Raw genomic sequence first — 23,425 nt, forward strand, 5'->3', positions numbered from 1 at the left:
TGAACCGGCACCTTCGTTCCGCGCCACGCTCCCTTGCGCCATTTATGATCGCCGCCCTGTTAGCGTAATCCGCGTGCTGTGAAATGCGCGCTTACGGAGCATCGACCATGCGATAGCCCCCCGCCTGCGCCCGAGCAGTGACTTCGCGCGCGCTGGCCACATCGATGGTCGAGCAATCGAGCAGCAGCGCACCCGCCGGAGCATGGCCGATCACATCAGCGGCATAGACCGCTTTGACCACCGGGCCGTTGGTCAGCATGGTGATCACCATATCGACCCCCGCCACCGCATCGCGCGCGCTGGCGAAAGTGGCGCAACCATTGCCCCCTGCCCGATCCAGCGCGCCTTGCGCCAGATCGAAAGCATGGACCTGATGGCCCGCCTTCACCAGATTGGCCGCCATGCCGCCGCCCATATTGCCCAGACCGATGAAGGCGATTTTCATGATGACCTCTCCCTTGTTTTTATAGTTTTATCGACCCTGCCATTGGGCGGCACGTTTTTCGACAAAGGCCGCCATGCCCTCGGCCTTGTCCGCGCTGGCGGTCAGGATCTGGAACAGGCGGCGCTCGTGCAGCAGGCCCTGATCCAGCGTGGTTTCAAAGGCGGCATTGACCATTTCCTTATTCGCGATGGCCGCCATACGGGGCATTTCGGCAATGGTCTGCGCGGTTTTCAGCGCATCTTCCAGCAGATCGGCCAGCGGCACGATACGCGCGACCAGCCCCGCGCTCTCGGCCTCCGCCGCGCCCATCATCCGGCCCGTAAGGCACATTTCCATCGCCTTGGCCTTGCCCACCGCGCGCGTCAGGCGCTGCGATCCGCCCATGCCGGGGGCCACGCCCAGCTTGATCTCGGGCTGGCCGAATTTGGCGGTATCAGCCGCCAGAATGAAATCGGCCATCATCGCCAGTTCGCAGCCGCCGCCCAGCGCGAAGCCGTTGACCGCCGCGATCCACGGCTTGCGCGTGGCCTTGACCAGCTTGGCCTGCCAGTCGCCGAAGAAGTCCTGCAGGAAAAAGTCGGCGGCGGGCTTGTCGGCCATTTCCTTGATGTCGGCCCCGGCGGCAAAGGCCTTCTCGCCGCTGCCCGTCAGCACCGCGCAGCCCTGCGTCTCATCGGCCTCAAAGGCGGCAAAGGCGGCGACCAGTTCGGCGCAGACCTGCGAGTTGAGCGCATTGAGCGCCTTGGGCCGGTTGAGCGTGATGAGCGTGACCGCGCCCTTTTGTTCAACCAGGATCGTCTCAAAGCTCATAGCGGTTTCCATTCTTCCAACGCAGATAAGGGGGCGAAGATAGCGTCCAGCATGGCCTCGGTCACCTGCTCGGGGCGGGCCGGGCTCCATGCCGGGGCATTATCCTTGTCGACGATCACCGCGCGCACCCCTTCGGCAAAATCGGGCAGCATCAGCACGCGCGCGCCGATCCGGTATTCCATGGCCATATTGGCCGCGAAATCGGGCAGGGTCAGGCTGGTGGCGAGCTGGCGCAACGCAACCTTGCAGGTGGTCGGGCTTTTGGTGCCGATCATGGCCAGAGTGCGGGCGGCAAAATCGCCGCTATCCTCCTCCAGCGTGGCCAGAATGTCCTCCAGCCGGTCGCCGGCAAACAGGCGGGCAATGTCGGCGGCATGGTCGGCCAGCGCGGGCGCAGGCGGCATAATGCCCAGCGCATTGAGCACCGCCTCCGGTGCCTCGCCCGCGATGATCCGGGCCTTGGCCTCGGGCAGGCTCTCGGCGGGCGGGTAATGCGTGGCCAATCCCGCCCACACGCATTCCGCCCCATCCAGCCGCGCCCCCGTCAGCGCCAGATATTGCCCCAGCCGCCCAGCAAGCCGCGAGAGATACCACCCTCCGCCCACATCGGGAAACAGGCCGATCCCGCTCTCGGGGATGGCCAGCTTTGTATTCTGCGTCGCCACGCGGAAACGCGCGGGACCGCTGATGCCCACGCCGCCACCCATGGTGATGCCGTCCATGAAGGCCACCACCGGCTTGCGATAGGCAAAGATCAGATGGTCGAGCTGATATTCCTCATAGAAAAACCGCCGACCGGCCTCGCCGCCATCGCTCATCGCCGATTGGCGCAGCAGGTTGATATCGCCCCCGGCGCAAAAGCCACGCGACAGTTTGGGGTCGCCCGCAGGGTCAACCGCATGGTCGATCATTACCGCGCCCACCAAAGGATCTTCGCGCCAGTTCAGCAGCGCAGCGCTCATCGCCCGCACCATATCCAGCGTCAGCGCATGGATCGCGCGCGGGCGGTTGAGCGAGAGCAGCCCCGCGTGACCATCAACCCTGACGAGAACTTCGCTCATTTCAGAAGATCCCGCGCGATGATCAGGCGCATGATTTCATTGGTCCCTTCCAGAATGCGGTGCACACGCAGGTCGCGCCAGAAACGCTCGATGGGATAGTCGCGCAAATAGCCGTAGCCGCCAAACATCTGCAGGGCGCGGTCCACCACGCTCGACCCCGTATCGGTGGCGAAACGCTTGGCCATGGCGGCAAAGGCTGTCTTGTCGGGCGCACCCGCGCTCACCTTGGCCGCAGCGGTGTAGAGCAACGCACGCGCCGCCTCCAGTTCGGTGGCCATGTCGGCCAGCACGAATTGCGTGTTCTGGAAATCAGCGATCGCCTTGCCGAATTGCTTGCGGTCTTTGGTATATTGCACCGCCTCGTCGATGCAGCGCTGCGCCCCGCCCAGCGAGGCGGCGCCGATATTGACCCGCCCACCGTCGATCCCAGCCATGGCGATTTTGAACCCATCCCCTTCCTCGCCCAGCCGGTTTTCCACCGGCACGCGCACATCCTCAAGGATCACCTGCGCTGTGGGCGAGGCGTTCCAGCCCAGCTTGCGCTCGGGCGTGCCAAAGGAGAGGCCCGGCTCGGTCAGGCAATAGGAGGCCAGTTTGTTCATTCCCACCAGTTCGGGCAGGTATCGGGCCCGAAGCGCATCGTTGCCGAAACGGTCGATCATCCATGCTGCCATATTGTGGATCGAGACGAAAGCCGCCGTGGCGGGGCAACCATAGGCCAGCGCCTCGATCACCAGCGCAGCCTCCAACCGCCCCAGCCCGATGCCCCTGCTCTCCTCACGGACATAGATCGCGCCAAAACCCATTTCGCCTGCCGCGCTCATGACTTCGCGGGGGAAATGGTGCTCCTCGTCCCACCGGGCGGCGTTGGGCGTGATCGCGGAGGCCGTGAACCGGGCGGCGGCGGCCTGTATCGAGAGTTGATCCTCGTTGAGCGCAAAGGCGTCGGTCATGGCATCCTATGTCCTGTTTCAGCCCATGGTGGGAATGATAAATGCATTCCCACCCTCGGGCGTGCTGTCGGGCCAACGCGCAGTGATGGTCTTGATTTTGTTCCAGAACTTGACGCCCTCCATGCCATGCTGGTTGGTGTCGCCAAAGGCGCTGCGTTTCCACCCGCCAAATGTGTGATATGCCACCGGCACCGGGATCGGCACATTGATACCCACCATGCCCACATTCACCCGCGCGGCAAACTCGCGCGCGGCATGGCCGTTGCGGGTGAAGATCGCCACACCATTGCCATATTGATGGCGGCTGGGCAGCGCGAGGGCGATTTCGAAATCAGGCGCGCGCACGATCTGCAGCACCGGGCCGAAGATCTCGTTGTGATAGCTGGTCATGTCGGGCGTGACATGGTCGATCAGCGTGGGGCCGACATAGAAACCGCCCTCCAGCCCCTGCGGCGTGAAATCGCGGCCATCGACCAGGATCTGCCCGCCCTCGCTCTCGCAGGTGGCGATCCATTCCTCGATACGCGCCTTGTGCTGGGCGGTGACCACCGGGCCGTAATGGGCAGAGGGATCAAGGCTGGCCCCCACGTTGAGCGCGGCGATTTCGGGCAGCAGTTTCTCAATCAGCCTTTCCGCCGTACCCTCGCCCACCGGCACCACCACGGGCAGCGCCATGCAGCGTTCGCCCGCCGAGCCAAAGGCCGCGCCCACCAGATCGCCCACCGCCCGGTCGATGTCGGCATCGGGCATGATGATGCCATGGTTCTTGGCCCCGCCCATCGCCTGCACGCGCTTGCCATTGGCCGCGCCGCGTTGATAGACATAATTGGCGATGTCGGACGATCCGACGAAACTGATCGCGCCGATGGCGGGGTGGTCGAGGATCGCGTCCACCATCTCCTTGTCGCCATGGACGCATTGCAGGATGCCCTCGGGTGCGCCGGCCTCCAGCATCAGTTCGCACAGGCGCACCGGCACCGAAGGATCGCGCTCGGAAGGCTTCAGGATGAAGGCATTGCCGCAGGCGATGGCAACGCCAAACATCCACATCGGGATCATGCCGGGAAAGTTGAAAGGCGTGATCCCCGCGCCAATGCCGATGGGCTGGCGCATCGAATAGACATCGATGCCCGGTCCGGCGCCATTGGTATATTCATCCTTCAGCACATGGGGGATGCCGCAGGCAAATTCCACCACTTCCAGCCCGCGCTGAATGTCGCCCTTGGCATCGGCCACCACCTTGCCATGCTCGCTGGCCAGCAATTCGGCCAGTTCCTGCATATCGGCTTCGACAAGGCGTTTGAATTCGAACATCACGCGGGCGCGGCGCTGGGGATTGGCGGCGGCCCATGGACCTTGCGCGGCCTGCGCGGCGGCCACGGCGCGGTCGAGCAAAGCCGCATCGCCCAGCGCCACCTCGGCCTGAACCGTCCCGTTCGACGGATTGAAAACCGGAGCCTTGCGCGCCGGGGCCCCGCCCGAGCCGCCAACGATCAGATGGTCGATGAAGCGCATTTTTGCATCCTTCCGGTTTCCTCGTTGCCCCCTGTCGTATTGACCCAAAAATTACTGGCAACAGACATTAATGCCCGTTAGACCTGCAAATACGCAGGCAACCGACTGGAACGATTTTCAGGCCTTTCTGGCCGTGGCGCGCACGGGCCAACTGGCGCGGGCCGGACGCATGATGGGCATGGCCAGCAGCGAGCTGGAGAGCGCCAACTCGCCCTCCGGCCCCACCGGCAGCGTGCGGATCAGCGTATCGGAAGGTTTTGGCAGCTGGATCGTGGCGCGGCATCTGGGGGGCTTTGCCGCGCGCTATCCCGGGCTGACGGTCGATCTGGTCGCATCGAGCGGCTTTCTCAGCCCATCGCGGCGCGAGGCCGATATTGCCGTGCTGCTCTCGCGCCCGAAGACGGGGCCGCTCATCGCGCGCAAACTGTCCAATTATGCGCTGCGCCTCTATGCCAGCCCGGTCTATCTGGCGGGGCGCAAGCCCATTCTGGCCCCCTCCGATCTGCGGCAGGGACATCAGTTGGTCGGCTATGTGCCCGAACTGATCTATGCGCCCGAACTCAATTATCTGGGCGATATTGACGCCAGCCTGGCCCCCACCCTGCGCTCGACCTCAATTCTGGCCCAGCACAGCATGTTGGCATCCCATGCCGGGGTCGGCGTCCTGCCCTGTTTCATCGGCGATGCCGACCCCACGCTGGTTCCCGTCCTGCCCGGCCACAGCATCACCCGCAGTTTCTGGCTGGTGACGCATAAGGATACGCACGGGCTGCAACGCATCCGCGTCACCATGGACTGGCTCAGCGAGATTGTGAAGCTGGATGCGCGGCTGTTTTCCGGGGTCTAATCGCCGCGCCAATCTGCCCCATAGCGGTGACGGACGGCGATTTGGGATGTAGCGACCAGCAGGCACCACAGGTGACGCAGCGCGCTCATGCCGCCCTCCTCCCGACCAGAGTGACCGCCAGCGTCAGCATCGTGACGCCCACGATGCCGTCCAGCACCCGCCATGCCGCCGGGCGGGCAAACACAGGCGTCAGAATACGCGCGCCATAACCAAGGCCGACGAACCAGAGGATGCTGGCGCAAGCTGCACCAGCCACAAACACCGGGCGCAAAGCGGGCGCATGGGCCGATCCGGCCGCCCCCATCAACAGCACTGTGTCGAGATAGACATGCGGATTGAGAAAGGTGAAAGCCGCCGTCGTCGCCAGCGCTCGGCCCAGCGAAACGCCTCCTTGCACGGTCACGGCCATGGCCTCCGGCGCCATCATCCGGGCAAAGGCCCGCAGCGCATACCAGCCCAAAAACAGCGCCCCGCCGATGGTCAGCCCCATGGTCAATTGCGGCATGGCGCCCAGCAAGGCCCCCACCCCGCCCACGCCCGCCGCGATCAGCAGCGCATCTGCGCCTGCGCAAAACAGCACGATCGGCCCGATATGCTCGCGCTTCAGCCCTTGTCGCAGGACGAAGAGGTTTTGCGCGCCAATCGCCATGATGAGCGCCGCCGACATGGCAAATCCGGTGAGGAAGGTGGGGAGGATGTTTGTCATGTGGGCGCTATGACGCGGCGGATTGATTCAGCAAAACTTGTTCTGCTAATCTTGATGAAGTAAAACTTCATCATGCTTGATTATCCCGCCCTTGCCGCTGTCGCCTGCGTTGCCCGCGAAGGCAGTTTCGAACGCGCCGCCGAGCGGCTGGGCATTACCCCATCGGCCGTCTCGCAAAGGGTCCGCGCGCTGGAGGAACGGCTGGGCAGCATCCTGATCGTGCGGGGTCAGCCTTGCGTGGCGACCGAGTTGGGCCATCGCCTGTGCGCCCATGTCGATCAGGTGCAATTGCTGGAGGCCGAACTGGCCCCCGCGCTGGCTCTGCCCATGGACGCGCCCGTCACGCTGCGCATCGCGGTCAATTCCGACAGTATAGCTACTTGGTTTCCGCAGGCCGCCGCCGATTTCGCCCGCGCCACCGGCTATCTGCTCGACTTCATGATCGAGGATGAGGAAGTCACCGCCAACCGCCTCCGCTCGGGCGAGGTGCTGGCCGCGGTTTCGGCAGATCCGGGCACGGTGCAGGGCTGCAAGACGGTGGAACTGGGCAGTCTTGAATATCAGGCCTGTTGCAGCCCCGATTTCGCCGCGCGCCATTTCCCCGACGGCGTGACCGAGGAAAGCCTGTCGCGCGCGCCATGCCTGCGTTTTGAGCGGCGCGACGGGTTGCAGGCGCGATGGGCGCGCGAAAGCCATGGTCTGGCGCTGAACGGGCCGATGCATTGGGTGCCCTCAACCTATGGCTTTCTCAATTTCGCGCTGGCGGGCATGGCATGGGGAATGCACCCGGCGATGATCTCGCGCCCGCTGGTGGAACAGGGCCTGCTGGTCGAACTGACGCCCAACACGCCGCTTCGGGTCAAGCTCTACTGGACCGTGACACGCCTTCATGCCTCCGCGCTCAAGACCTTGACCGATGCGGTGCGGCGGGGGGCGGCGGAGAAATTGCTGCAATAGAGGGGTCTTGACAGGCGGCATAATTCCATATCATGTTATATAACGCGATATGGAGAATGCGATGCGTGATGTGATTGCCGATATGGGGCCCGCCTTTCTGGGCAGCAGGCTCAAGCGTCTGGCCGAAAGGATGCAGGCGGGCGCGATGAACACGATTGCCGATGCCGGATTGGCGATGCAGCCGGGCCATATGGCGGTGCTTGCGGCGCTGCGCGCGGGGCCGATGACGATTGGCCAACTGGCCGAAACCATCGGCATCAGCCAGCCCGGCGTTACGCGCAGCGTGGGCCAATTGGGCAATCTGGGCATCCTTGCCGATGCCCCCGCGGCCGATCAGCGCACAAGGCTGGTCGAATTGACCGAGACGGGCCGCGCCGCCGCGCATCAGGCCGCCAGCGATCTGTGGCCGCGCATTGGCATGGCGGCGCAGGAATTGCTGGAAGGATTTGAGGACCGGTTCATGGCCCAGATTGCCGCCATTGAGCGCGCGCTGGACGAAGCCTCGATTGCCGAGCGCGCCGCCCGCGCCCGCCCCGACGGATTGCGCCTGCGCGAATTCAGCGATGATCTGGCCCGCGATTTTCATGACATCAACGCGCAATGGATCAACGCGATGTTCTCATTGGAGGCGACCGACCGCGAGGTGCTGGAAAACCCTCGCGCGCGGATCATCGAACCGGGCGGCGCGATCCTGTTTGTCGAGGCGCCGGGCCTTGGCGTGGTGGGCGCCTGCGCGCTGCAAAAGACCGGCCCGTCCAGCTTTGAACTGACCAAAATGGGCGTGCGCGAAAGTGCGCGCGGGCTGAAGGCCGGGGAATTTCTGCTCGATGCCATGATCGCGCGCGCAGGGGATATGGGGGCCGATCCGCTCTATTTGCTGACCAATCGCAAATGCGCAGCAGCGATCCATCTCTATGAAAAGCTGGGCTTTAACCATGATGCCGAGATCATGGCCAGCTATGGCGCCCGCTATGCGCGCTGCGATGTAGCCATGCGCTATACGGCCCCCGGCGCCTAACGCCCGCCCGTGGCCAGATCCAGATCGTTGCGGGCCGACCAGTAGCGGGCCAGATTGTCGGCATAGGCCGACCTCGCCTCCTGCACATTGGCCTGCGCGATCAGCACGGGATGCAAAATCGCGGTGCCCGCCTGCAAGCCCGCGCGAGCCAGAGCCAACGCGCTCTGGCTCGCTACCAGCCTTTCATGGGCCAGCGGAATCGCCCTTTGCGCCGCGATCATCTCCTGCCGCGCCGAGGCCACCTCCTTGCGCAAATCCTCCAGCCGCCGCCGCACCGCGATCCGGGCCAGCGCGCGCGAGGCCGCCGCGCTCTGCGCCTTGCCGATCACGCTTGCCGACAAGGTCAGCGACAGGCCCGCATTGGCGCTGGGCAGGCGGAACATCGTGTCGCTGGCCTTGGCGGTGGGGATGGGATCGGCGGTAATCGCGCTGGCCGAAATCTGCGGCCCCACCGCCGCCAGTATCGCCGCCGCGCCCGCCGCATCGCTCACACCCACCTGTTGACGGATCGCGGCCAGATCGGCGCGATGGGCCAGCGCAGCGGCGGTCAGCATGTCCAGCGCGGGCTCCTCAGCCGATGCCGGTTCGGGCAAGGCCCCCTGCGCGGGAACCAGCAGCACCGCCGGATCGAGATCGAGCAGCCCGGCCAGATGCAGCGAGGCGGCGTAATAGGCATTGAGCGCTTTGATCTGATCCATCTGCGCGCGGGCCGCGCTTTCACGCGCCATTTGCGTATCCAGCACAAGGCCCAGCCCCGATGCCTCACGCGCAACGCTCAGGCGCAGCAGTTCGCGGCTTTCCTCGACCCGCTCGCTGCTGGCGGCAATATGCGCCTGCGCCAGAGCCAGCGCGTAAAAGGCCTGCGCAATATCGTGATCGACCCGCTTGCCGGTAAACTCAGCATCATGGCGCAGCGCAGCAAGATTGCGCCGTGCGGCCAGAATATCGAACACCACCTGTCCGGGCCGCATGATCCAACTGGCCAGCGCAAAGGGGCTGACGCGCTCAAACCGGCCGACCTGATAGGCGCCTGCCGCCCCCGGCAAGGCCCCATCCAGCCGCATCGCATCCACCCCCACCGCGATTCCCGGCAAGGCCGCACCCAACGCCCCGCTGACCACGCCGCTGCCCTGTTTAACCCGCGCCTTGGCCTCCTCCAGATCGAGGTTGCGCGCATGGGCCAGTTGCAGCGCATGAGGCAGATCAAGGCTGACCACATCGCGCGCCAGCGTAGCCAGTTCGCCGGAAGCAGGCTCCTGCGCCATCGCGGGCGCGGCGATCAGCATCAATGCCAGCGCAGCGCGCTTCATGGCGCCACCTTGGCCGTCACGGCATTGCCCACCGGCGGCGCGGATTTGGCATTGGCCAGAATGACATCGCCCGCGCCCAATCCGCCGGTGATCTCGGTCAGCTTGCCATCAGTGATCCCGGTGGTGATCGCCCGGCGCGCGACCTTGCCGTCGATGACCGCCATGGCGAAACCGCCCTTGTCATCCTTGCCAATCGCCGCATTGGGCAGGCCCAGAACGCCGGTATGGCGCGCCGTCTCGATTTTCGCCCGCGTAAAACCGCCTGCCAGCAGCCGCTCGCCCGGAACGTCGATTTCGGCCATCATCGTGCGCGTGGCCTGATCCAGGCTGCCTGCGGTGCGGGTAACGCCGGCCTTGACCGGATCGTCGCCCCCCGTGCTCAGCGTTGCGCTCTGTCCCTTGCGCACGGCGGCGGCCTGTGCGGCGGGCACGGCCACCATAACGCGCAGGCGGTCCACCTGCTGCACCGTGAACAGCGGCGAGGACAGGCCATTGGTGGCCGCCTGAATGAAAGCGCCATTATTGACCATACGCCGCGTGACCACCCCGGCAAAGGGCGCAACGATCCGCGTATAGGCCGAAACCGCCTGCGCCTTGGCCAGCGTGGCGGCGGCCAGATCGGCCTGCGCATGGGCGATGCTGGTGCGCGCCTTGGCCTCGTCCATCGCCTGATCGGTAATGCCCTTGGCGTGGTAGAGTTCCTCCTGCCGCTTTTGCGTGATCTGTTGCAGCGACAATTCGGCCCGGCGCGCGGCCAGTGTCGCGCGGTCCTCGGCCAATTCATGCGCCACCTCAGGCAGGCGGATCGTGGCCAGCACCTGTCCGGCGGCCACCCTGTCGCCAATATCGACGCGCATGTCGGTGACATAGCCTGAAACCTTGGCGTAGAGATCGGCGCTCTGCCATGGTTCGATGCTGGCGTCGGCCTCGAAACCGGCGGCAATGTCGGCGCGGGCGGGATGCACCGCGTCCAGCGCCGAGGCAGCCGCAGGGGCGCTGCTGGCCGCCGCCGCAGGCACGCTTTGCCCATGCCACCACAGGCCCCCGGCGATGATCGCGCCCGCGCCTGCGGCCACCAACAGCCCCTTGGATGAAGTCATCGACATGACGGCAAACCTTTACGCATGAGAAGAAGCCGCCGGATCATCGGGATCGAGCGAGGGAGAATGGCGCGAGGCCGAGGCCCGCAGCAGGCCAAAAATCACCGGCAGCACAAACAGCGTGGCCAATGTGGCAACGATCACCCCACCCGCCACGGCCCGGCCCAACGGCGCGGTCTGCGCCCCGCTCTCGCCAAAGCCAAACGCCATCGGGGCCATGCCCGCCACCATCGCCATGCTGGTCATCATGATCGGGCGCAGGCGGCTCATCGCACCATGCCATCCGGCCGACATCGCGGCCATACCCTCGATCCGCGCCTTTTCGGCAAAGCTCACCAGCAGGATAGCGTTGGCCACCGCCACACCGGTTGCCGTGATCGCACCCATATAGCTTTCCAGATTGAGCGTCGTACCCGTCAGCCCCAGCATCAGCACCACCCCCACCAACGCGGCAGGCACGCTGGCCAGCGCGCAAAGCGCAAGGCCGGGCGACTGGAAATAGGCCAGCAGCATCAGGAAAATCGCCAGAACCGCCACCAGCAAGCCGGTTTGCAGATTGCTCAGAATATCGCGCAAAGGCTCAACCTGACCGCGCAGCATCACGGTGATGCCCTTGGGCGACGGGCCAAGGCTGTCAACGGCGGCCTGCACCTGCCCCGCCACAGTGCCCAGCGCGGCATGTTCGTAATTGGCCGTCACGCTGACCACGCGTTGGCCGTTATAGCGGTCGAATTGGCCCGGCACGCTGCCCTGCGCCACCTGCGCCACATTGCGCAGCAGCATCGGATGGCCGCTGGAGGAGCTGACCGGCAGATTGCGCAGATCCTCCAGCGTCGCCGGTTTGGCAGGCGCGCCCTGCACCTGCACCTGATAGGAAACGCCGGTGTTGGCCGCCCAATAGACCGGCTGGGTAAAGCGGCTCGATGAGGTGAAAGGCGTGAGCGAACGGGTGAGATTATCCGCCGACACCCCCGCCAGCCCCGCCAGGCCGCGATCCAGCGTGACCTTGACCGCCGGATAGTCCAGCGTCTGGGCGATCTGAACATCGCGCAGGGCCCCGATCCGGCCCATCGCGGCGCGGATCTTTTCGGCATAGACGCGATTGTCCTCCAAAGATTTGCCCAGCACGGCCACCTCGATGGGCGTCTGCGCGCCAAAGCTCATCACGCGGCTGACAATATCGGCAGGCTCGAAGGACACGCGCAACTGCGGCAATTCGCGCACCAGATCGCCGCGCAGCCGGTCGCGCAGCGCGGCCATGTCGCCATGGTCTTTCAACTGCACCTGAAGCACCGCCTCATGCGTGCCGCCATTCCATTGATGGATGAAATTGATCGGATAGGCCGACCCATGCATCCCCACCAGCGCCAGACTGGCCGCCACGCCATCGCCCGTGTCGCGCGCAATGATGGCCAGAGCCCGCTTGGTCAGATCCTCGGTCAGATCGAGCCGCGTACCGGCGGGCGCGCGCAGGCGCAATTGCAATTGCCCTGCCGAGCCCTGCGGAAAAATATCGGCACCAAGATAGGCCCCGCCCAGAGCGATCACCAGCGCCGCTCCGCCCAGATAGGCCCCCGTCACCAGCCCGGCAGGCAGGCCCGCCACGCGATCCTTCACTCCTTGATAGCGCCGCCGCAGCTCCGCTTCCTGCCTGTCATGGCCAATGGCCTCAGGCTTCAGCCACCATACGGCCAGTACCGGCACCAGCGTGCGGTCGAGCAACCACGAGGCGATCATCGCAAAGCCCACCGCCAGCGTCATCGGCAGAAACAGCGCCCGCGCCGCACCCTGCATGAACAGAGCGGGGACGAAAACGCACAGCACGCAAAGCAGCGCGATCAACAGCGGTCCGGCCACTTCACGCCCCGAATCCGCCACCGCGCGCGGCAGCGCCTTGCCCTGCGCCAGTTGCACATGGATATTTTCCATCGTCACCGTGGACATATCCACCAGAATGCCCACCGCCAGCGCCAGTCCGCCAAGGCTCATCAGATTGATCGTCGCCCCGGTCAGCCACAGCGCCAGACTGGCCGCCAGCAGCGCCAGCGGGATATTGACCACCACCACCAGCGCCGCACGCCCATCGCGCAGAAACAGCAGCACCATGACGCCCGTCAGCAAGGCCCCCAGCACCGCCTCCAGCGTCAGGCTGGCAATGGCGCGGGTGACATAGCCGGACTGGTCGAATTCATAGCTGACCGTCACGTCGTCGGGCAAAGCGGCCTGAAACTTGCCCAGATTGGCCTTGACCGCATCGACCACGGCCAGCGTCGAGGCATCGGCCCGCTTGGTCACCGGAATATAGACCGTGCGCCGTCCGTTCGAGAGCGCATAGCTGGTGACGATATCCGATCCATCGACCACCTTGGCCACATCGCCCACATGCACCGCGGGGAAAGAACCGGGGCGCAGCGGCACGCTTTCCAGTTCCTTGACATCGGTCACCATCGCATTGGTGGGGACAATCGGATATTTGCCGTCCAGCGCGATATTGCCCGAGGGGCTGATGACCTGAGAGCGGGCCACGGCATTGACCACATCGTCGAGCGAGAGATTATACGAAGCCAGCTTGGCCGGATCGGTGTTCAGCACAATCGTGCGCGGCGCCCCGCCAAAGGGGGGCGGGGCCGACACGCCCGGCAATGTGGCGAACATCGGCCGGATCGTATTGAGCGCCAGATCCTGCATCTGTCCCACGGGACGCGCCGCACTGGAAAAAACCAGATTGCCCACCGGCACGCTGCCCGCGTCAAAGCGCATGGCAAAGGGCGGCACGGTGCCGGGCGGCATAAAGGCGCGGGCGCGGTTCACATAGGAGATCGTCTCGGACATGGCCTGCGACATGTCGGTGCCGGGATGGAATTGCAGCTTGAGCACCGTGGCGCCTTGGATCGATTTCGATTCAACATGTTCAAGGCCGGTGATGTAGAGAAAGTGATATTCGTAATAATAGGTGACCAGCCCCTCCATCTGGGCCGGGTCCAGCCCGCCATAGGGCTGGGCGACATAGATCGTGGGCACGTTGAGATTGGGGAACACATCGCGCGGCATGCGCGACAGGCCAAAAAAGGCCGACAGCGCCATGGCCAGAACCAGTACCACCACCGTCCATGGACGGCGCAGCGATTGATGGACCAGATTCATCGGCGCCTTGGACCTTTTCCCCTGCCCCCGCCGCATGGCCCGGGCGCATACCTTATGGCCGCTGGAACAGCCTGTTAACGCAGATCCTAGCAGAGGGCCCCGTCTTTCGGCGTTAAGTCTTGTGGGGAAATGTCAAGAAATGTGAAGGCCATCACCCAGGGATGACAAGGCCGGGCCGCGCGGCTAGGCATGTCTGCAACAAAGCCCATGGGAGAGGCGCAGGCATGAATTGCCCGGTGCTGATCATTGATGATGACGCCGAACTGACGGATATGCTGGGCGAATATCTGGGCGCCGAGGGTTTTGCCGTGAGCGCGGTGCATGATGGGCTCGAGGCTCTGCGCATGGCGGGGCAAGGGCATTATGCGTTGGCGGTGCTGGACATTATGCTGCCCGGTCTTGGCGGGCTGGAGGTGCTGCGCCAGTTGCGCCAGACATCGATGATGCCGGTGCTGATGCTGACGGCGCGGGGCAGCGATCTGGACCGCATCGTCGGGCTGGAACTGGGCGCGGATGATTACATGCCCAAGCCGTTCAACCCGCGCGAACTGGTGGCGCGAATGCGCGCGATTCTGCGGCGGTTTGAAGCACGCGAGCCCGCACGCCCGGCGTTTGCCGGTTTTGCCGGGCTGGAGGTCGATGCCGCGCGCTTCGTCGCCCGTCTGGCAGGCGTGCCGCTGGGCCTGACGGGCACAGAGTTCCGCATTCTGGAAATGCTGGCGGGCGAGGCACAGCAAATCCACCGCCGCGATGCGTTGACGCAGGCCGTACTGGGGCGGCGGCTGCTCAATCAGGATCGCAGCATCGATACCCATATCAGCAACATCCGCCGCAAATTGTCCGCCGCCGCACCGGGCATAGTCGATATCAAGGCCATTCGCGGCCAAGGCTATGTGCTGGTCGCGCTGGACGACAAGGACACGGCGTGAACTCGATTTTCTCGCGTATTTTCGTCAGCTTCTGGCTGGCCATGGCGCTGATCGCGGCCTCGGCGGTGGGGGTGACGGTGGCCGTGGCATGGGCGCGGGCCGAGGCGTTGGAAGCCTTCGATCCGGGCGCCCTGCTGCGCGGGGCGTCGCGGGCATGGCGCGCGGGCGGTGATGCGCAATTGCGCCAATGGCTGACGGGCGAGGCGCGCCGGGCCGACAATATCATGATCTTTGTACTGGACCCTCAGGGGCGCGACATGCTGCGGCGCCCGGTGCCGACGCAATTGCATCTTGATCAGGCATCGACCGAAAACCCGCCATCCGGCAATGCCACCCCCGGCTTTATGCGGCGGCGTAACCATATGCTGCTCTCCTCCCCCTTGCCGGGCGGGCATTGGCGGCTGGTGGCGGGATGGGCCGGGGCCACGGCTTTCGATGTGTTGGGCTCCTATGATGTGTGGATCGCGATGGGCCTGCTGGCGCTGGGGGTCAGCGGGGCGATGGCATGGTGGCTGGCGCGCCAGATCAGTCATCCGGTGGTGGCGCTGCAGGCCAGCGCGCGCAGGCTGGCTGAGGGCGATCTGGGCGCACGGCCCGAAGACTGGCTGATGGTGCGGCGCGATGAATTGGGCAGTCTGGCGGGTGAATTCACCACGATGGCGCAAAGGTTGCAGCAGCAGTTGGACAGCAAGGACGAATTGCTGCGCGATATCAGCCATGAATTGCGTTCGCCCCTGACGCGCCTGCGGGTGGCTGCGGCGCTGGCGCGACAGAATGCGGGGGATCTGGAAACCCATCTTGCGCGGGTCGAGCGCGATATTGACCGGCTGGACCGGATCATTGGCGACACTTTGCGCTTTTCTGCGATGAGCACGCCGGGACGGCAACTGGACAGACAGGTGGTCGATCTGGCGGAATTGCTGGGCGAGGCGGTGGATGATGCGCGGATTGAGGCCGATCAGCGCCGGATTGCGCTGCGCCTGAGTGCGCCCGATGGTGTCGGAATGCCATGCGATCCCGACCTTTTACGGCGCGCGTTTGACAATGTGCTGCGCAATGCGATCCGCCATTCGCCTGCGGGCGAGAAGATTACGGTCACGCTCGAAACCGACCTTGACCGGCTCTCCATCTCAATCGCCGACCGGGGTGGGGGCGTGCCCGAGGAGGCGCTCGAACGGATCTTTGAAGCCTTCTATCGGGTGGACAAGGCGCGCGGCGCGCAAAGCGGCGGGGCCGGGCTGGGGCTGGCGATCACGGCGCGGATTGCCGCGCTGCATGGCGGAAGTGTGGCGGCGGCCAACCGGCCCGAGGGCGGGCTGGCCATCCGCTTCGATTTCCCATACCGATGGCCCTAAAGCTCAGGTGTCCGTACGATTAGGGCCGGGCAAATGTCTGGGCCTTTTCGATGCCGAAATGATCGGGCAATTGCGCGCCGGTAAAGCCGCTGGTCCCCGCGTCATAATCGAGGGGGAGCATCTGCGCGTTCCACCGCTGCCACTCCGCCTGCATTTCGTGGAATTTTTCCGGCATCCGATCCTTCAGGTTTGCGCGTTCCTGCGGATCGTCCACCACGTTGAACAGGAAAGTATTGTTCAGTATTTTCAGATATTTCCAGTCACCCTTGCGACAGGCTTCCTGATTGAGATTGAGATAGCGCCATGAGAAACTGCGCTCATGCGCCTGATCGGGGCGGCGCAGGGCGGACAGCAGATTTTCGCCGTCGGAGGGGAACGTCGGATCGGGCGCAGCCCCGGCCGCCGCCAGCAAGGTGGGCAGCCAGTCCATCGTCATGATCGGCTGCGCGCTGACCGCGCCCGCCCGCGCCACAGCGGGCCAGCGGACGATGGCGGGCACGCGAAGGCCGCCTTCCAGCAGTTCGGTCTTACGCCCGGTGAAGGGGCCGGTGTCGGAAAAACGTTCGCCGCCATTGTCGCTGGTGAAGACGGCAATCGTATTCTCCTCCATGCCCAGTTCCTTCAGGCGCTTGAGGGTTAACGCGATCTGATAATCCATCCGCGTGACCATCTGCGCGTAAATCTTCGCGCTGCCCCCGTCGAAATGGAACATGGCCATAGGCTTGCCGCTCTCGTCCAGACGGCGCGCTTCGGCTACGTCCTCCGGCCCTTCCCACGGCCAATGCGGCGCGTTGAAATGCAGCGATAGGAAGAAGGGCTTGTCCTGCCGCGCATAGTCCGTAATCACCTCGCGTGCCTTGGCGCCCAGCAGGTCGGTCAGATAGCCCTGCTGGTCGATCTGGCGCGCATCATCCCACAGGTCCGCCTTACCGAAAGCCTTGTGTGTGAAATAATCCAGACCGCCGCCGCGAAAGCCCCAGAAATGGTCATAGCCGCTTTGCTGAGGCCCATAATCAGGCAGCGCGCCCAGATGCCACTTGCCGATCAGCATCGTGCCATAGCCCGCCTTGCGCAACAGTGAAGGCAGCGTGGGATGGCTGGCGGGCAGGCCGAGCGGGCGCTGCCCCAAAGGTTCCTCCAGCCCCACCGGCAGTCGATTCTGGTAACGTCCGGTGATGAGCGCCGTGCGCGTGGCCGAACAGACCGCCGCATTGGCATAGGCCTGCGTAAAGCGCACCCCTTGCGCGGCCAGTGCGTCGAGCGCCGGGGTGGCATAATCGCGCCGACCATAGCAACTGAGATCCGCAAAACCCATGTCATCGGCCAGAATGAACAGGATATTGGGTGGGCGCTGTCCCTTGCCCGTGGCGGCTCCGGCCAGTTCAGGCATCAGGCCCGCCCCCATCATAGCCGTCGATCCGGCAATCAGCGAACGTCGCGATAACGAAGCCATGGAATGTGTCCTTAAAGGAATGATCAGAAATTGCGGCGCAGCGTCACCGACACTTCGCGCGGCGGCGCGGGTTGGGCAAGGGTCATGCCCAGATTGAAGAATTTATTGTTGTAATAGGTCGCATCGAACAGATTGCGCACCGCCAGCGACAGGCGCCAGTCCTTGGCCGGAGAATCGAAGGTCAGCCGGGCATTGGCCACGCCATAGGCCCCTACCTGCCCTTCGGGATTGTTGGCGATGGCGGTAAAATAGGACGACTGATAGCTGTAATCCACGCGCGGAGTGAGGGTACCGATCCTCGTTTCCAGCCCATATTGCGCGCCGATCGAGGCCTTCCACGCGGGGGCAAAGGGCGCGGCATTGGCCAGCGTCACGCCCTGAATGACCACACCCGCCACGCTGATGGAAGTCAGGCGGAAATGCAGATAGCTCACGCTGGCATCGATCAGCATGCCGCCCACGGGCCGCGCCGTCACTTCCAGTTCGGCGCCCTTATACTGGGCCGATCCGACATTGGTGGGCGTGGCGTTGAGAGCGCTGTTCGCTGTGGGGGCGGTATTGGCAAAGATGATGTTCGCATAATCGTTGAGGAACAGCGAGCCATTGACCCGCAACCGCCGCGACCACAGATCGCTTTTGAACCCAACCTCATAGGCGGTGATGGTTTCGGGATAGAAGGGCACCGCCTGTTCAGGCACGAAAGGCCGGGGGTTGGTGCCGCCGCCGCGAAAACCGGTTGAGACCTGCGCATAGGTCATCAACTGGTCGTTCCAGCGATAGTCCAGATTGACCCGGTAATCGAGTTTGTTCGCCCGGTAATGGCTCTGCACCCCGGTCAGTACGCCCGCCGCCGTAAAGGTCGGCACGCCGGGCAGGAACGGGTTATACCGACGATAGGTGTAATCCTTGGAATCCCCGGTATAGCGGATGCCGCCAGTCAGGTTCAGGCCGGAAAGCGGATGCAGGATCGCCTGACCAAAGAGGCTCTTGTTGATGGAAACCGCATCATCGTCGGGCGCGTTGAGGTTTTCGAACGGCTTGCCGGGATAGAGGATGTTCGAGCCGGCAAAATTATTGTCCGCCCGGTAATAATAGCCCCCCACGGTCCAGTCGAGCAAGGCGCCCAACGCCCGGCCGTTCAGGCGCAATTCCTGACTGAACTGGCGGCTGCGGGCCTGATAGAGCGCGGTTTGCGTGGTGATCGGGCTGGCGTCGCCGTCGATGCCATAGCCGATGTTGTTGCGGCTGTAGCCGGTGATCGAGGTCAGGGTCAGATGCTCGCCCGGATGCCAGGTGATCGTGCCGTTGAAAGAGCTTTGCAGCAGGTCATTATGAGCAGGCACGCTGATCGCGGGATGGCTGCCCGCGCCCACTTTGCCATTATAGATGGCCGGATCGGTAAAGGCGGGTGTGGCATAGGTGGCATAATTGTAATTGGCCCCGACGGGCACGACAAAAAGCGCTGGATCATAGGGCGCGAAATAGGCCGCCGCAGTGCTGTTCGCGGCCAGCAGAACCGTGGGCGCGACCTCGGAATTGTCCTTGATGACCGTGGCGGACAGATCCACTGTCCATTGCGGATTGGGCGTATAGCGCAGAGCCAGTCGCCCGCCCCCGTAATTCTTGCCGCCTTCGCGGCCCAGCACGCAATTGGTGGAAATGCCCGCGGCCGGAACCCCCGATGACGGATGGAGGCAGCCATAATCATACCGCGTCACATAGCCGTCCTGCCGCGTATAGACGCCTGAGGCGCGGGCATAGAGCTTGTCCGGCACAATGGTGAAATCGCCGCCGCCGCGAAAGCTGAGCAGATTGCGCGAGCCATAGCTGGCCTCAAGGTAATTCGCGCCGCGCCCGTCGGGCTTGCGGCTGTAGAGTTTGACCGCCCCGCCGATGGAATTCTTGCCCGCCAGCGTCCCTTGCGGCCCGCGCAGGATCTCCACCCGCTCCAGATCGAGCAGGTCGAAATTGGCGCCGAACAGCGAGCCATAATAAACATCATCGACATACATGCCCACGCCCGGCTCCATCGCGATGCTGCTGTCGCTTTGCCCCAGACCGCGCACGAAGACCGTGACGGCAGGGCCAAAAGCGGCGGCGGAGGGCTTGAGCAGCACGCCCGGCGCGCTGTTGCTGATGTCGGCAATCTGGCTGATCGAGCGCGCCTCCAGCCCCGAGGCGTTGATGGCGGTGATCGCCAGCGGCGTGTCCTGCAATTTCTGCGACTGGAACTGGGCTGTGACCACGATTTCCCCGATGGTCGCCTCGGGTTTTTGGGCCTCCTGCGCCATCGCGCCATGGGCCTGCGCCATCATCAGCGCGCCCGATGTCAATAGGGCATGATGCATTCTTACAGATTTGCGCATTGTCCTCTCCCCCCTGCTCGCCCGGCTTGGCGCCGGTGCGTTAGGCGGAACCTAGGGCGGGCCGCCGCGCCCATGCAAAGGGGGCTGGCCTTGTCATAAGTGACAAGGCAGAACTTATCGGTTAGGCTGGCGCGCATGTTCCGCTTCACCATCCGCCAGATCGAAATATTCCTGAAGGTCTGCGAAGCGGAAGGCTTTCGCCGGGCCTCAGATGCGCTGGGCATTTCCGAGGCGGCGATCAGCCATCAGATCTGCCTGCTCGAAGAACAATTAGGCGGGGCGCTGTTTCGCCGCCGCCGGGGTGCAGCGATCCAGCTGCTGCCCGAGGGCGAGGAATTTCGCGAGGCTGCGATCCTGTTTGTCCGACAAGGCCTGGCGTTGGGGCAAAGGCTGGCCCCGGCCGCGCCCCACCCCACCAGCATCACCATTCACACCGGGCCGCATTTGCTGGAGGATGCCCTGCGCCCGGCGCTGCCGGATTTTCTGAGGCGGCACCCGGATATCAACCTCAATCTGGTCCTGCCCAAGGCCCGCCGCTGGCTCAAGCAGGCCATTCTTGCCGACAAGGTTCAGGGCGCCCTGCTCAATGTGAAGGCGGCGGACGAATTGCCGCATTCCGATCTGCTGGCGCAAACCGAAATGGCCCTCTTCGCCTGCCCGACAATCGCGGCGCGGATCAGGGCCAATCCGGCACTGCCGATCGACCTGCTGCTGCCCAACAGCGAGCATCCCGATGCGGCGGCGCAGATCCGATATTTGCGCCATGCCGGGGTTCATTTCCGCATCGCGGGGCACTATCCCTTTCACGATGTGGGCATCCGCATGGCCGCCGAGGGGGGCGGCGCGCTGGTGGTGCTGACCAGCATCGTCACCTCGCTGGCGCCTGCGGGCCTGCTGGAGCGGGTGCAAAATCTGGGCACCTGGCAAACGAGGCTCTATCTTTCGCCCCATCTGCGGCCCGATCACGCGCTGGCCCTGCGCCAGTTCTTCACCACGGCGGCTGTGGGTCTGACCGCATCGTCAGGCGATTGACGCCGAGCGCATCAGATCCATTCGAAAAATTCAACGCAATAGCCGCCCGGATCGCGCACCTTGAATTCCAGCGTGCGCCCATCCACCCCGGTCTGAAGCCCTTCGCCCACACCCGCCACGCCCATGCGGAACAGGCGCGCGTGCCAGCCTTCAAGATCCTCGGTTTCCAGCGATAGGATCACGCCCTTGTTCGCCTCGTGCACCGGCATCTGGCTGCCATATCCCGCTCCCACCAGCGCGACGCAGGACGAGGCGCCCAGACGAAAGATCTCCAGACCCGGCGCCGACAGCATCCGCGTCAGGCCCAGCACATTGGCGTACCAATCCGCCGCGCTCGCCAGATCGTCATAGTAGAAGATCGTGTAGGCCCCGCCGATATGGGGATGCGATTCGGGCTGGGCGGAGGGGGCATCCATCATCAAACCTCGCTGATATTCGCCTCGATCTGCGACAGGGCGCGGCGCAGCGCAGCAATATCGGCCTTGCTGACCCCGTCGAGCGCAATCTTCTGATGCCGCACCGCCGAAACTGCAATCTCATCGAACAATTCGCGCCCCCGCTCGCTGAGCGACACCAGCGCCACGCGCGAATCCTCAGGCGAAATCTCGCGCTCGACCATGCCGTCACTATGCAACTGGCTGATGACCCGGCTGATGGTGGGCTGTTCCATCAAGGTGCGGTCGACAATCTGTGACATCGACATCTGCCCCTGAGATCGCAAAACAGACAGCACGCGCCATTGCGAGAGATTGATCCCGCTGGCCTTCAACCGCCCGCTCAGGCGGATGTTCATCAGGCTGCTGACGCGATAGATCTGATATGGCAGGAAATCTCCCAGCCATCCATTGCCATCAGCGTCGATTTCATTGGTCATATCAGGGTTCATAAATCGGGCTCCCCCCTGGCTCCTTTACGCAATTTGGCGAGGATTTCCATCCGGTGACTCCATATTGCACAATTCATTTCAGAATGTATATGATTATGAATATGAATGGCGCAGCCCCCGCAAAGCGCCATGGGGACAATGATGAGCAGCCAAAACAATAAGGACCTGTGGACCTCCAACCTCGGCTTTGTGCTGGCAACGGCGGCCGCAGCCATAGGGCTGGGCAGCCTCTGGCGCTTTCCCTATGTGGCCGGGGCCAATGGCGGCGGGGCCTTTGTGCTGGTCTATATGCTGTTCATCGCGGCGCTCTGCGTGCCTTTGATGATTGCCGAAATGAGCCTTGGCAAAGCGGGCATGGGCAGCGTGGTCGGATCGGTCCGGCGGCTGGTGGCCGAGGAAAATGCCTCGCCCTTCTGGCGCGTGGTGGGCTGGCTCAGCCTGGCCGTCCCCTTCTTCGGGCTAAGCTACTACAGCGTGGTGGCGGGCTGGTCGCTCGATTACACCCGCGTGGCCATCGCGCAGGGTTTTGCCGGGACCGACGCCGATGCCTCGCACCATCTGTTCGAAACACTGATCGCCTCGCCATGGCGACAGGGGGCGATGCAATTCACCTTCATCATGGGCACGGCCACGGTGGTGGCCCTTGGCGTACAGCGCGGAATCGAGATCGTCTCGCGCATCAAGATGGTGGCGATGTTCACCGTGCTGATCGGGCTGGTGCTGTATAATGCGATCACGGTGGGTCTGGGGCCTGCGGTCGATTTCCTGATCGCGCCCGATTTCGCGCGCCTGACGCCTGCCAGCCTGCTGACCGCCATGGGGCAGGCGCTGTTTTCCACCGCCATCGGCGCGGGCGTGCTGATGACTTATGCCGCCTATCTGCCTGCGGGCGTTTCGGTGCCCAAATCGGCGGGCGTGGTGGCAGGCTCGGTGGTGGCGGTGTCGCTGCTGGCGGGGCTGGCGATCTTTCCCATCGTGCTGGCCCATGGGCTTACCCCTGCGGAGGGGCCTAACCTGATTTTCGTGACACTGCCGGTCGCCTTTGGCGCGATGCCGGGCGGGCAATTCATCGCCGCGCTGTTCTTTGCGCTCATCACGCTGGGGGCCTTCACCACGGCGGTGGGGATGCTTGAACCCGTCGCGGCCTATTGGCTGGAGCGCAAGCAATGGTCGCGCCCGCTGGTGGCCTATGGCACGGGTCTGGCGATCTGGATGGTGGGCCTGCCCTCGCTGCTGTCGTTCAGCACGCTCAAGAATGTCCACCCCCTCGCCTTCATCCCCGGCTTTGGCGGCAAGACCTTTTTTGACACGCTCGACCATGGGATCAGCGAATTTCTCCTGCCGATCAATGCGCTGCTGATCGCGCTGTTTGCCGGCTATGCGCTGCGCCGCCGCCTCAACGCGTCCGAAACCACCCTTCCCCCGGCGCTGCATAAAGTGTGGCGGCTGTTCACTTGCGTGATCGTGCCGCTGTCCATTCTGGTGCTGATGATCTCGCAGCTCAGCCGCTGATTATTCGCGCCCCCTTATTCGGAGAC

19 protein-coding genes and 1 pseudogene are annotated in these 23,425 nt (G+C 64.2%); 7 read left to right on the forward strand and 13 right to left on the reverse strand.

Features of this window, described 5'->3' with window-relative positions:
• Positions 1-94 precede the first annotated feature (94 nt).
• From FHW96_RS17465 to FHW96_RS17485, 5 genes and pseudogenes are all read right to left on the reverse strand, one after another.
• Positions 95-445, reverse strand: a pseudogene (locus FHW96_RS17465) (NAD(P)-dependent oxidoreductase); the annotation flags it as partial.
• Positions 446-472: 27 nt separating this feature from the next.
• Complete coding sequence (locus FHW96_RS17470; protein WP_172341863.1) at positions 473-1,255, reverse strand: enoyl-CoA hydratase-related protein; 783 nt, start codon at positions 1,253-1,255, stop codon at positions 473-475.
• Entirely contained in the window at positions 1,252-2,316 is a 1,065-nt protein-coding gene (locus FHW96_RS17475; RefSeq protein ID WP_172341864.1) for an enoyl-CoA hydratase/isomerase family protein, read from the reverse strand. Before FHW96_RS17475 ends, FHW96_RS17470 begins: the two co-directional genes overlap by 4 nt.
• The gene (locus FHW96_RS17480; protein ID WP_172341865.1) at positions 2,313-3,269 is read right to left on the reverse strand and encodes an acyl-CoA dehydrogenase family protein; all 957 of its coding nucleotides are present in this window, start codon (positions 3,267-3,269) and stop codon (positions 2,313-2,315) included. Before FHW96_RS17480 ends, FHW96_RS17475 begins: the two co-directional genes overlap by 4 nt.
• A gap of 18 nt (positions 3,270-3,287) precedes the next feature.
• Positions 3,288-4,784: a CoA-acylating methylmalonate-semialdehyde dehydrogenase gene (locus FHW96_RS17485; RefSeq protein ID WP_172341866.1), complete on the reverse strand. Its 1,497-nt coding sequence runs from the start codon at positions 4,782-4,784 to the stop codon at positions 3,288-3,290.
• A 70-nt stretch (positions 4,785-4,854) separates the two neighbouring features.
• Between FHW96_RS17485 and FHW96_RS17490 the strand changes: the two genes are divergently transcribed.
• A complete protein-coding gene (locus FHW96_RS17490; RefSeq protein WP_172341867.1) occupies positions 4,855-5,631 on the forward strand; it encodes a LysR family transcriptional regulator in 777 nt (258 codons plus the stop codon).
• Between the two features lie 85 nt (positions 5,632-5,716).
• Here FHW96_RS17490 and FHW96_RS17495 read toward each other — a convergent pair whose 3' ends face one another.
• Positions 5,717-6,337, reverse strand: a complete 621-nt coding sequence (locus FHW96_RS17495) for a LysE/ArgO family amino acid transporter (RefSeq protein WP_172341868.1) — start codon at positions 6,335-6,337, stop codon at positions 5,717-5,719.
• Between the two features lie 72 nt (positions 6,338-6,409).
• On the opposite strand from FHW96_RS17495, the gene FHW96_RS17500 reads away from it, so the two are divergent.
• The gene (locus FHW96_RS17500) at positions 6,410-7,294 is read left to right on the forward strand and encodes a LysR family transcriptional regulator ArgP (RefSeq protein ID WP_172341869.1); all 885 of its coding nucleotides are present in this window, start codon (positions 6,410-6,412) and stop codon (positions 7,292-7,294) included.
• A gap of 61 nt (positions 7,295-7,355) precedes the next feature.
• On the forward strand, positions 7,356-8,312 hold the full coding sequence (locus FHW96_RS17505) for a bifunctional helix-turn-helix transcriptional regulator/GNAT family N-acetyltransferase (RefSeq protein ID WP_172341870.1): 957 nt from the start codon (positions 7,356-7,358) through the stop codon (positions 8,310-8,312).
• On the opposite strand, the gene FHW96_RS17510 is transcribed toward FHW96_RS17505, so the two are convergent.
• Genes FHW96_RS17510 through FHW96_RS17520 form a run of 3 tightly spaced genes read right to left on the reverse strand, consistent with a single transcriptional unit; the run spans position 8,309 to position 13,866 of the window.
• Complete coding sequence (locus tag FHW96_RS17510; protein WP_172341871.1) at positions 8,309-9,622, reverse strand: TolC family protein; 1,314 nt, start codon at positions 9,620-9,622, stop codon at positions 8,309-8,311. The genes FHW96_RS17505 and FHW96_RS17510 overlap by 4 nt on opposite strands.
• The gene (locus FHW96_RS17515; RefSeq protein ID WP_172341872.1) at positions 9,619-10,728 is read right to left on the reverse strand and encodes an efflux RND transporter periplasmic adaptor subunit; all 1,110 of its coding nucleotides are present in this window, start codon (positions 10,726-10,728) and stop codon (positions 9,619-9,621) included. Before FHW96_RS17515 ends, FHW96_RS17510 begins: the two co-directional genes overlap by 4 nt.
• A gap of 12 nt (positions 10,729-10,740) precedes the next feature.
• The gene (locus tag FHW96_RS17520; RefSeq protein WP_172341873.1) at positions 10,741-13,866 is read right to left on the reverse strand and encodes an efflux RND transporter permease subunit; all 3,126 of its coding nucleotides are present in this window, start codon (positions 13,864-13,866) and stop codon (positions 10,741-10,743) included.
• Positions 13,867-14,090: 224 nt separating this feature from the next.
• On the opposite strand from FHW96_RS17520, the gene FHW96_RS17525 reads away from it, so the two are divergent.
• Both FHW96_RS17525 and FHW96_RS26785 read left to right on the forward strand, forming a co-directional pair.
• Complete coding sequence (locus FHW96_RS17525) at positions 14,091-14,795, forward strand: response regulator transcription factor (RefSeq protein WP_172341874.1); 705 nt, start codon at positions 14,091-14,093, stop codon at positions 14,793-14,795.
• Positions 14,792-16,150, forward strand: coding sequence for an ATP-binding protein (locus FHW96_RS26785; RefSeq protein WP_172341875.1), 1,359 nt, complete (start codon positions 14,792-14,794; stop codon positions 16,148-16,150). Before FHW96_RS17525 ends, FHW96_RS26785 begins: the two co-directional genes overlap by 4 nt.
• A gap of 19 nt (positions 16,151-16,169) precedes the next feature.
• On the opposite strand, the gene FHW96_RS17535 is transcribed toward FHW96_RS26785, so the two are convergent.
• Complete coding sequence (locus FHW96_RS17535; protein ID WP_172341876.1) at positions 16,170-17,603, reverse strand: sulfatase; 1,434 nt, start codon at positions 17,601-17,603, stop codon at positions 16,170-16,172.
• A 23-nt stretch (positions 17,604-17,626) separates the two neighbouring features.
• Complete coding sequence (locus tag FHW96_RS17540) at positions 17,627-19,969, reverse strand: TonB-dependent receptor (protein WP_172341877.1); 2,343 nt, start codon at positions 19,967-19,969, stop codon at positions 17,627-17,629.
• A gap of 135 nt (positions 19,970-20,104) precedes the next feature.
• Between FHW96_RS17540 and FHW96_RS17545 the strand changes: the two genes are divergently transcribed.
• Entirely contained in the window at positions 20,105-21,001 is an 897-nt protein-coding gene (locus FHW96_RS17545) for a LysR family transcriptional regulator (RefSeq protein ID WP_172341878.1), read from the forward strand.
• An 11-nt stretch (positions 21,002-21,012) separates the two neighbouring features.
• Here FHW96_RS17545 and FHW96_RS17550 read toward each other — a convergent pair whose 3' ends face one another.
• Together FHW96_RS17550 and FHW96_RS17555 are read right to left on the reverse strand one after the other, a co-directional pair.
• Complete coding sequence (locus FHW96_RS17550) at positions 21,013-21,420, reverse strand: VOC family protein (RefSeq protein WP_253951040.1); 408 nt, start codon at positions 21,418-21,420, stop codon at positions 21,013-21,015.
• Positions 21,420-21,887: a MarR family winged helix-turn-helix transcriptional regulator gene (locus FHW96_RS17555; RefSeq protein WP_172341879.1), complete on the reverse strand. Its 468-nt coding sequence runs from the start codon at positions 21,885-21,887 to the stop codon at positions 21,420-21,422. The genes FHW96_RS17550 and FHW96_RS17555 overlap by 1 nt, the downstream gene beginning before the upstream one ends.
• A gap of 138 nt (positions 21,888-22,025) precedes the next feature.
• Between FHW96_RS17555 and FHW96_RS17560 the strand changes: the two genes are divergently transcribed.
• Complete coding sequence (locus FHW96_RS17560) at positions 22,026-23,399, forward strand: sodium-dependent transporter (RefSeq protein ID WP_253951041.1); 1,374 nt, start codon at positions 22,026-22,028, stop codon at positions 23,397-23,399.
• The last annotated feature ends 26 nt before the right edge of the window (positions 23,400-23,425 follow it).

The sequence above is a fragment of the Novosphingobium sp. SG751A genome (genome assembly GCF_013149295.1).
Classification (GTDB): Bacteria; Pseudomonadota; Alphaproteobacteria; order Sphingomonadales; family Sphingomonadaceae; genus Novosphingobium.

What these genes read in the sequence shown, in the direction of transcription:
- FHW96_RS17470 (WP_172341863.1), bottom strand. Translation starts at nt 1,255, where the DNA reads ATGAGCTTTGAGACGATCCTGGTTGAACAAAAGGGCGCGGTCACGCTC.
- FHW96_RS17475 (WP_172341864.1), bottom strand. Translation starts at nt 2,316, where the DNA reads ATGAGCGAAGTTCTCGTCAGGGTTGATGGTCACGCGGGGCTGCTCTCG.
- FHW96_RS17480 (WP_172341865.1), bottom strand. Translation starts at nt 3,269, where the DNA reads ATGACCGACGCCTTTGCGCTCAACGAGGATCAACTCTCGATACAGGCC.
- FHW96_RS17485 (WP_172341866.1), bottom strand. Translation starts at nt 4,784, where the DNA reads ATGCGCTTCATCGACCATCTGATCGTTGGCGGCTCGGGCGGGGCCCCG.
- FHW96_RS17490 (WP_172341867.1), top strand. Translation starts at nt 4,855, where the DNA reads ATGCCCGTTAGACCTGCAAATACGCAGGCAACCGACTGGAACGATTTT.
- FHW96_RS17495 (WP_172341868.1), bottom strand. Translation starts at nt 6,337, where the DNA reads ATGACAAACATCCTCCCCACCTTCCTCACCGGATTTGCCATGTCGGCG.
- FHW96_RS17500 (WP_172341869.1), top strand. Translation starts at nt 6,410, where the DNA reads ATGCTTGATTATCCCGCCCTTGCCGCTGTCGCCTGCGTTGCCCGCGAA.
- FHW96_RS17505 (WP_172341870.1), top strand. Translation starts at nt 7,356, where the DNA reads ATGCGTGATGTGATTGCCGATATGGGGCCCGCCTTTCTGGGCAGCAGG.
- FHW96_RS17510 (WP_172341871.1), bottom strand. Translation starts at nt 9,622, where the DNA reads ATGAAGCGCGCTGCGCTGGCATTGATGCTGATCGCCGCGCCCGCGATG.
- FHW96_RS17515 (WP_172341872.1), bottom strand. Translation starts at nt 10,728, where the DNA reads ATGTCGATGACTTCATCCAAGGGGCTGTTGGTGGCCGCAGGCGCGGGC.
- FHW96_RS17520 (WP_172341873.1), bottom strand. Translation starts at nt 13,866, where the DNA reads ATGAATCTGGTCCATCAATCGCTGCGCCGTCCATGGACGGTGGTGGTA.
- FHW96_RS17525 (WP_172341874.1), top strand. Translation starts at nt 14,091, where the DNA reads ATGAATTGCCCGGTGCTGATCATTGATGATGACGCCGAACTGACGGAT.
- FHW96_RS17535 (WP_172341876.1), bottom strand. Translation starts at nt 17,603, where the DNA reads ATGGCTTCGTTATCGCGACGTTCGCTGATTGCCGGATCGACGGCTATG.
- FHW96_RS17540 (WP_172341877.1), bottom strand. Translation starts at nt 19,969, where the DNA reads ATGCGCAAATCTGTAAGAATGCATCATGCCCTATTGACATCGGGCGCG.
- FHW96_RS17545 (WP_172341878.1), top strand. Translation starts at nt 20,105, where the DNA reads ATGTTCCGCTTCACCATCCGCCAGATCGAAATATTCCTGAAGGTCTGC.
- FHW96_RS17550 (WP_253951040.1), bottom strand. Translation starts at nt 21,420, where the DNA reads ATGATGGATGCCCCCTCCGCCCAGCCCGAATCGCATCCCCATATCGGC.
- FHW96_RS17555 (WP_172341879.1), bottom strand. Translation starts at nt 21,887, where the DNA reads ATGAACCCTGATATGACCAATGAAATCGACGCTGATGGCAATGGATGG.
- FHW96_RS17560 (WP_253951041.1), top strand. Translation starts at nt 22,026, where the DNA reads ATGATGAGCAGCCAAAACAATAAGGACCTGTGGACCTCCAACCTCGGC.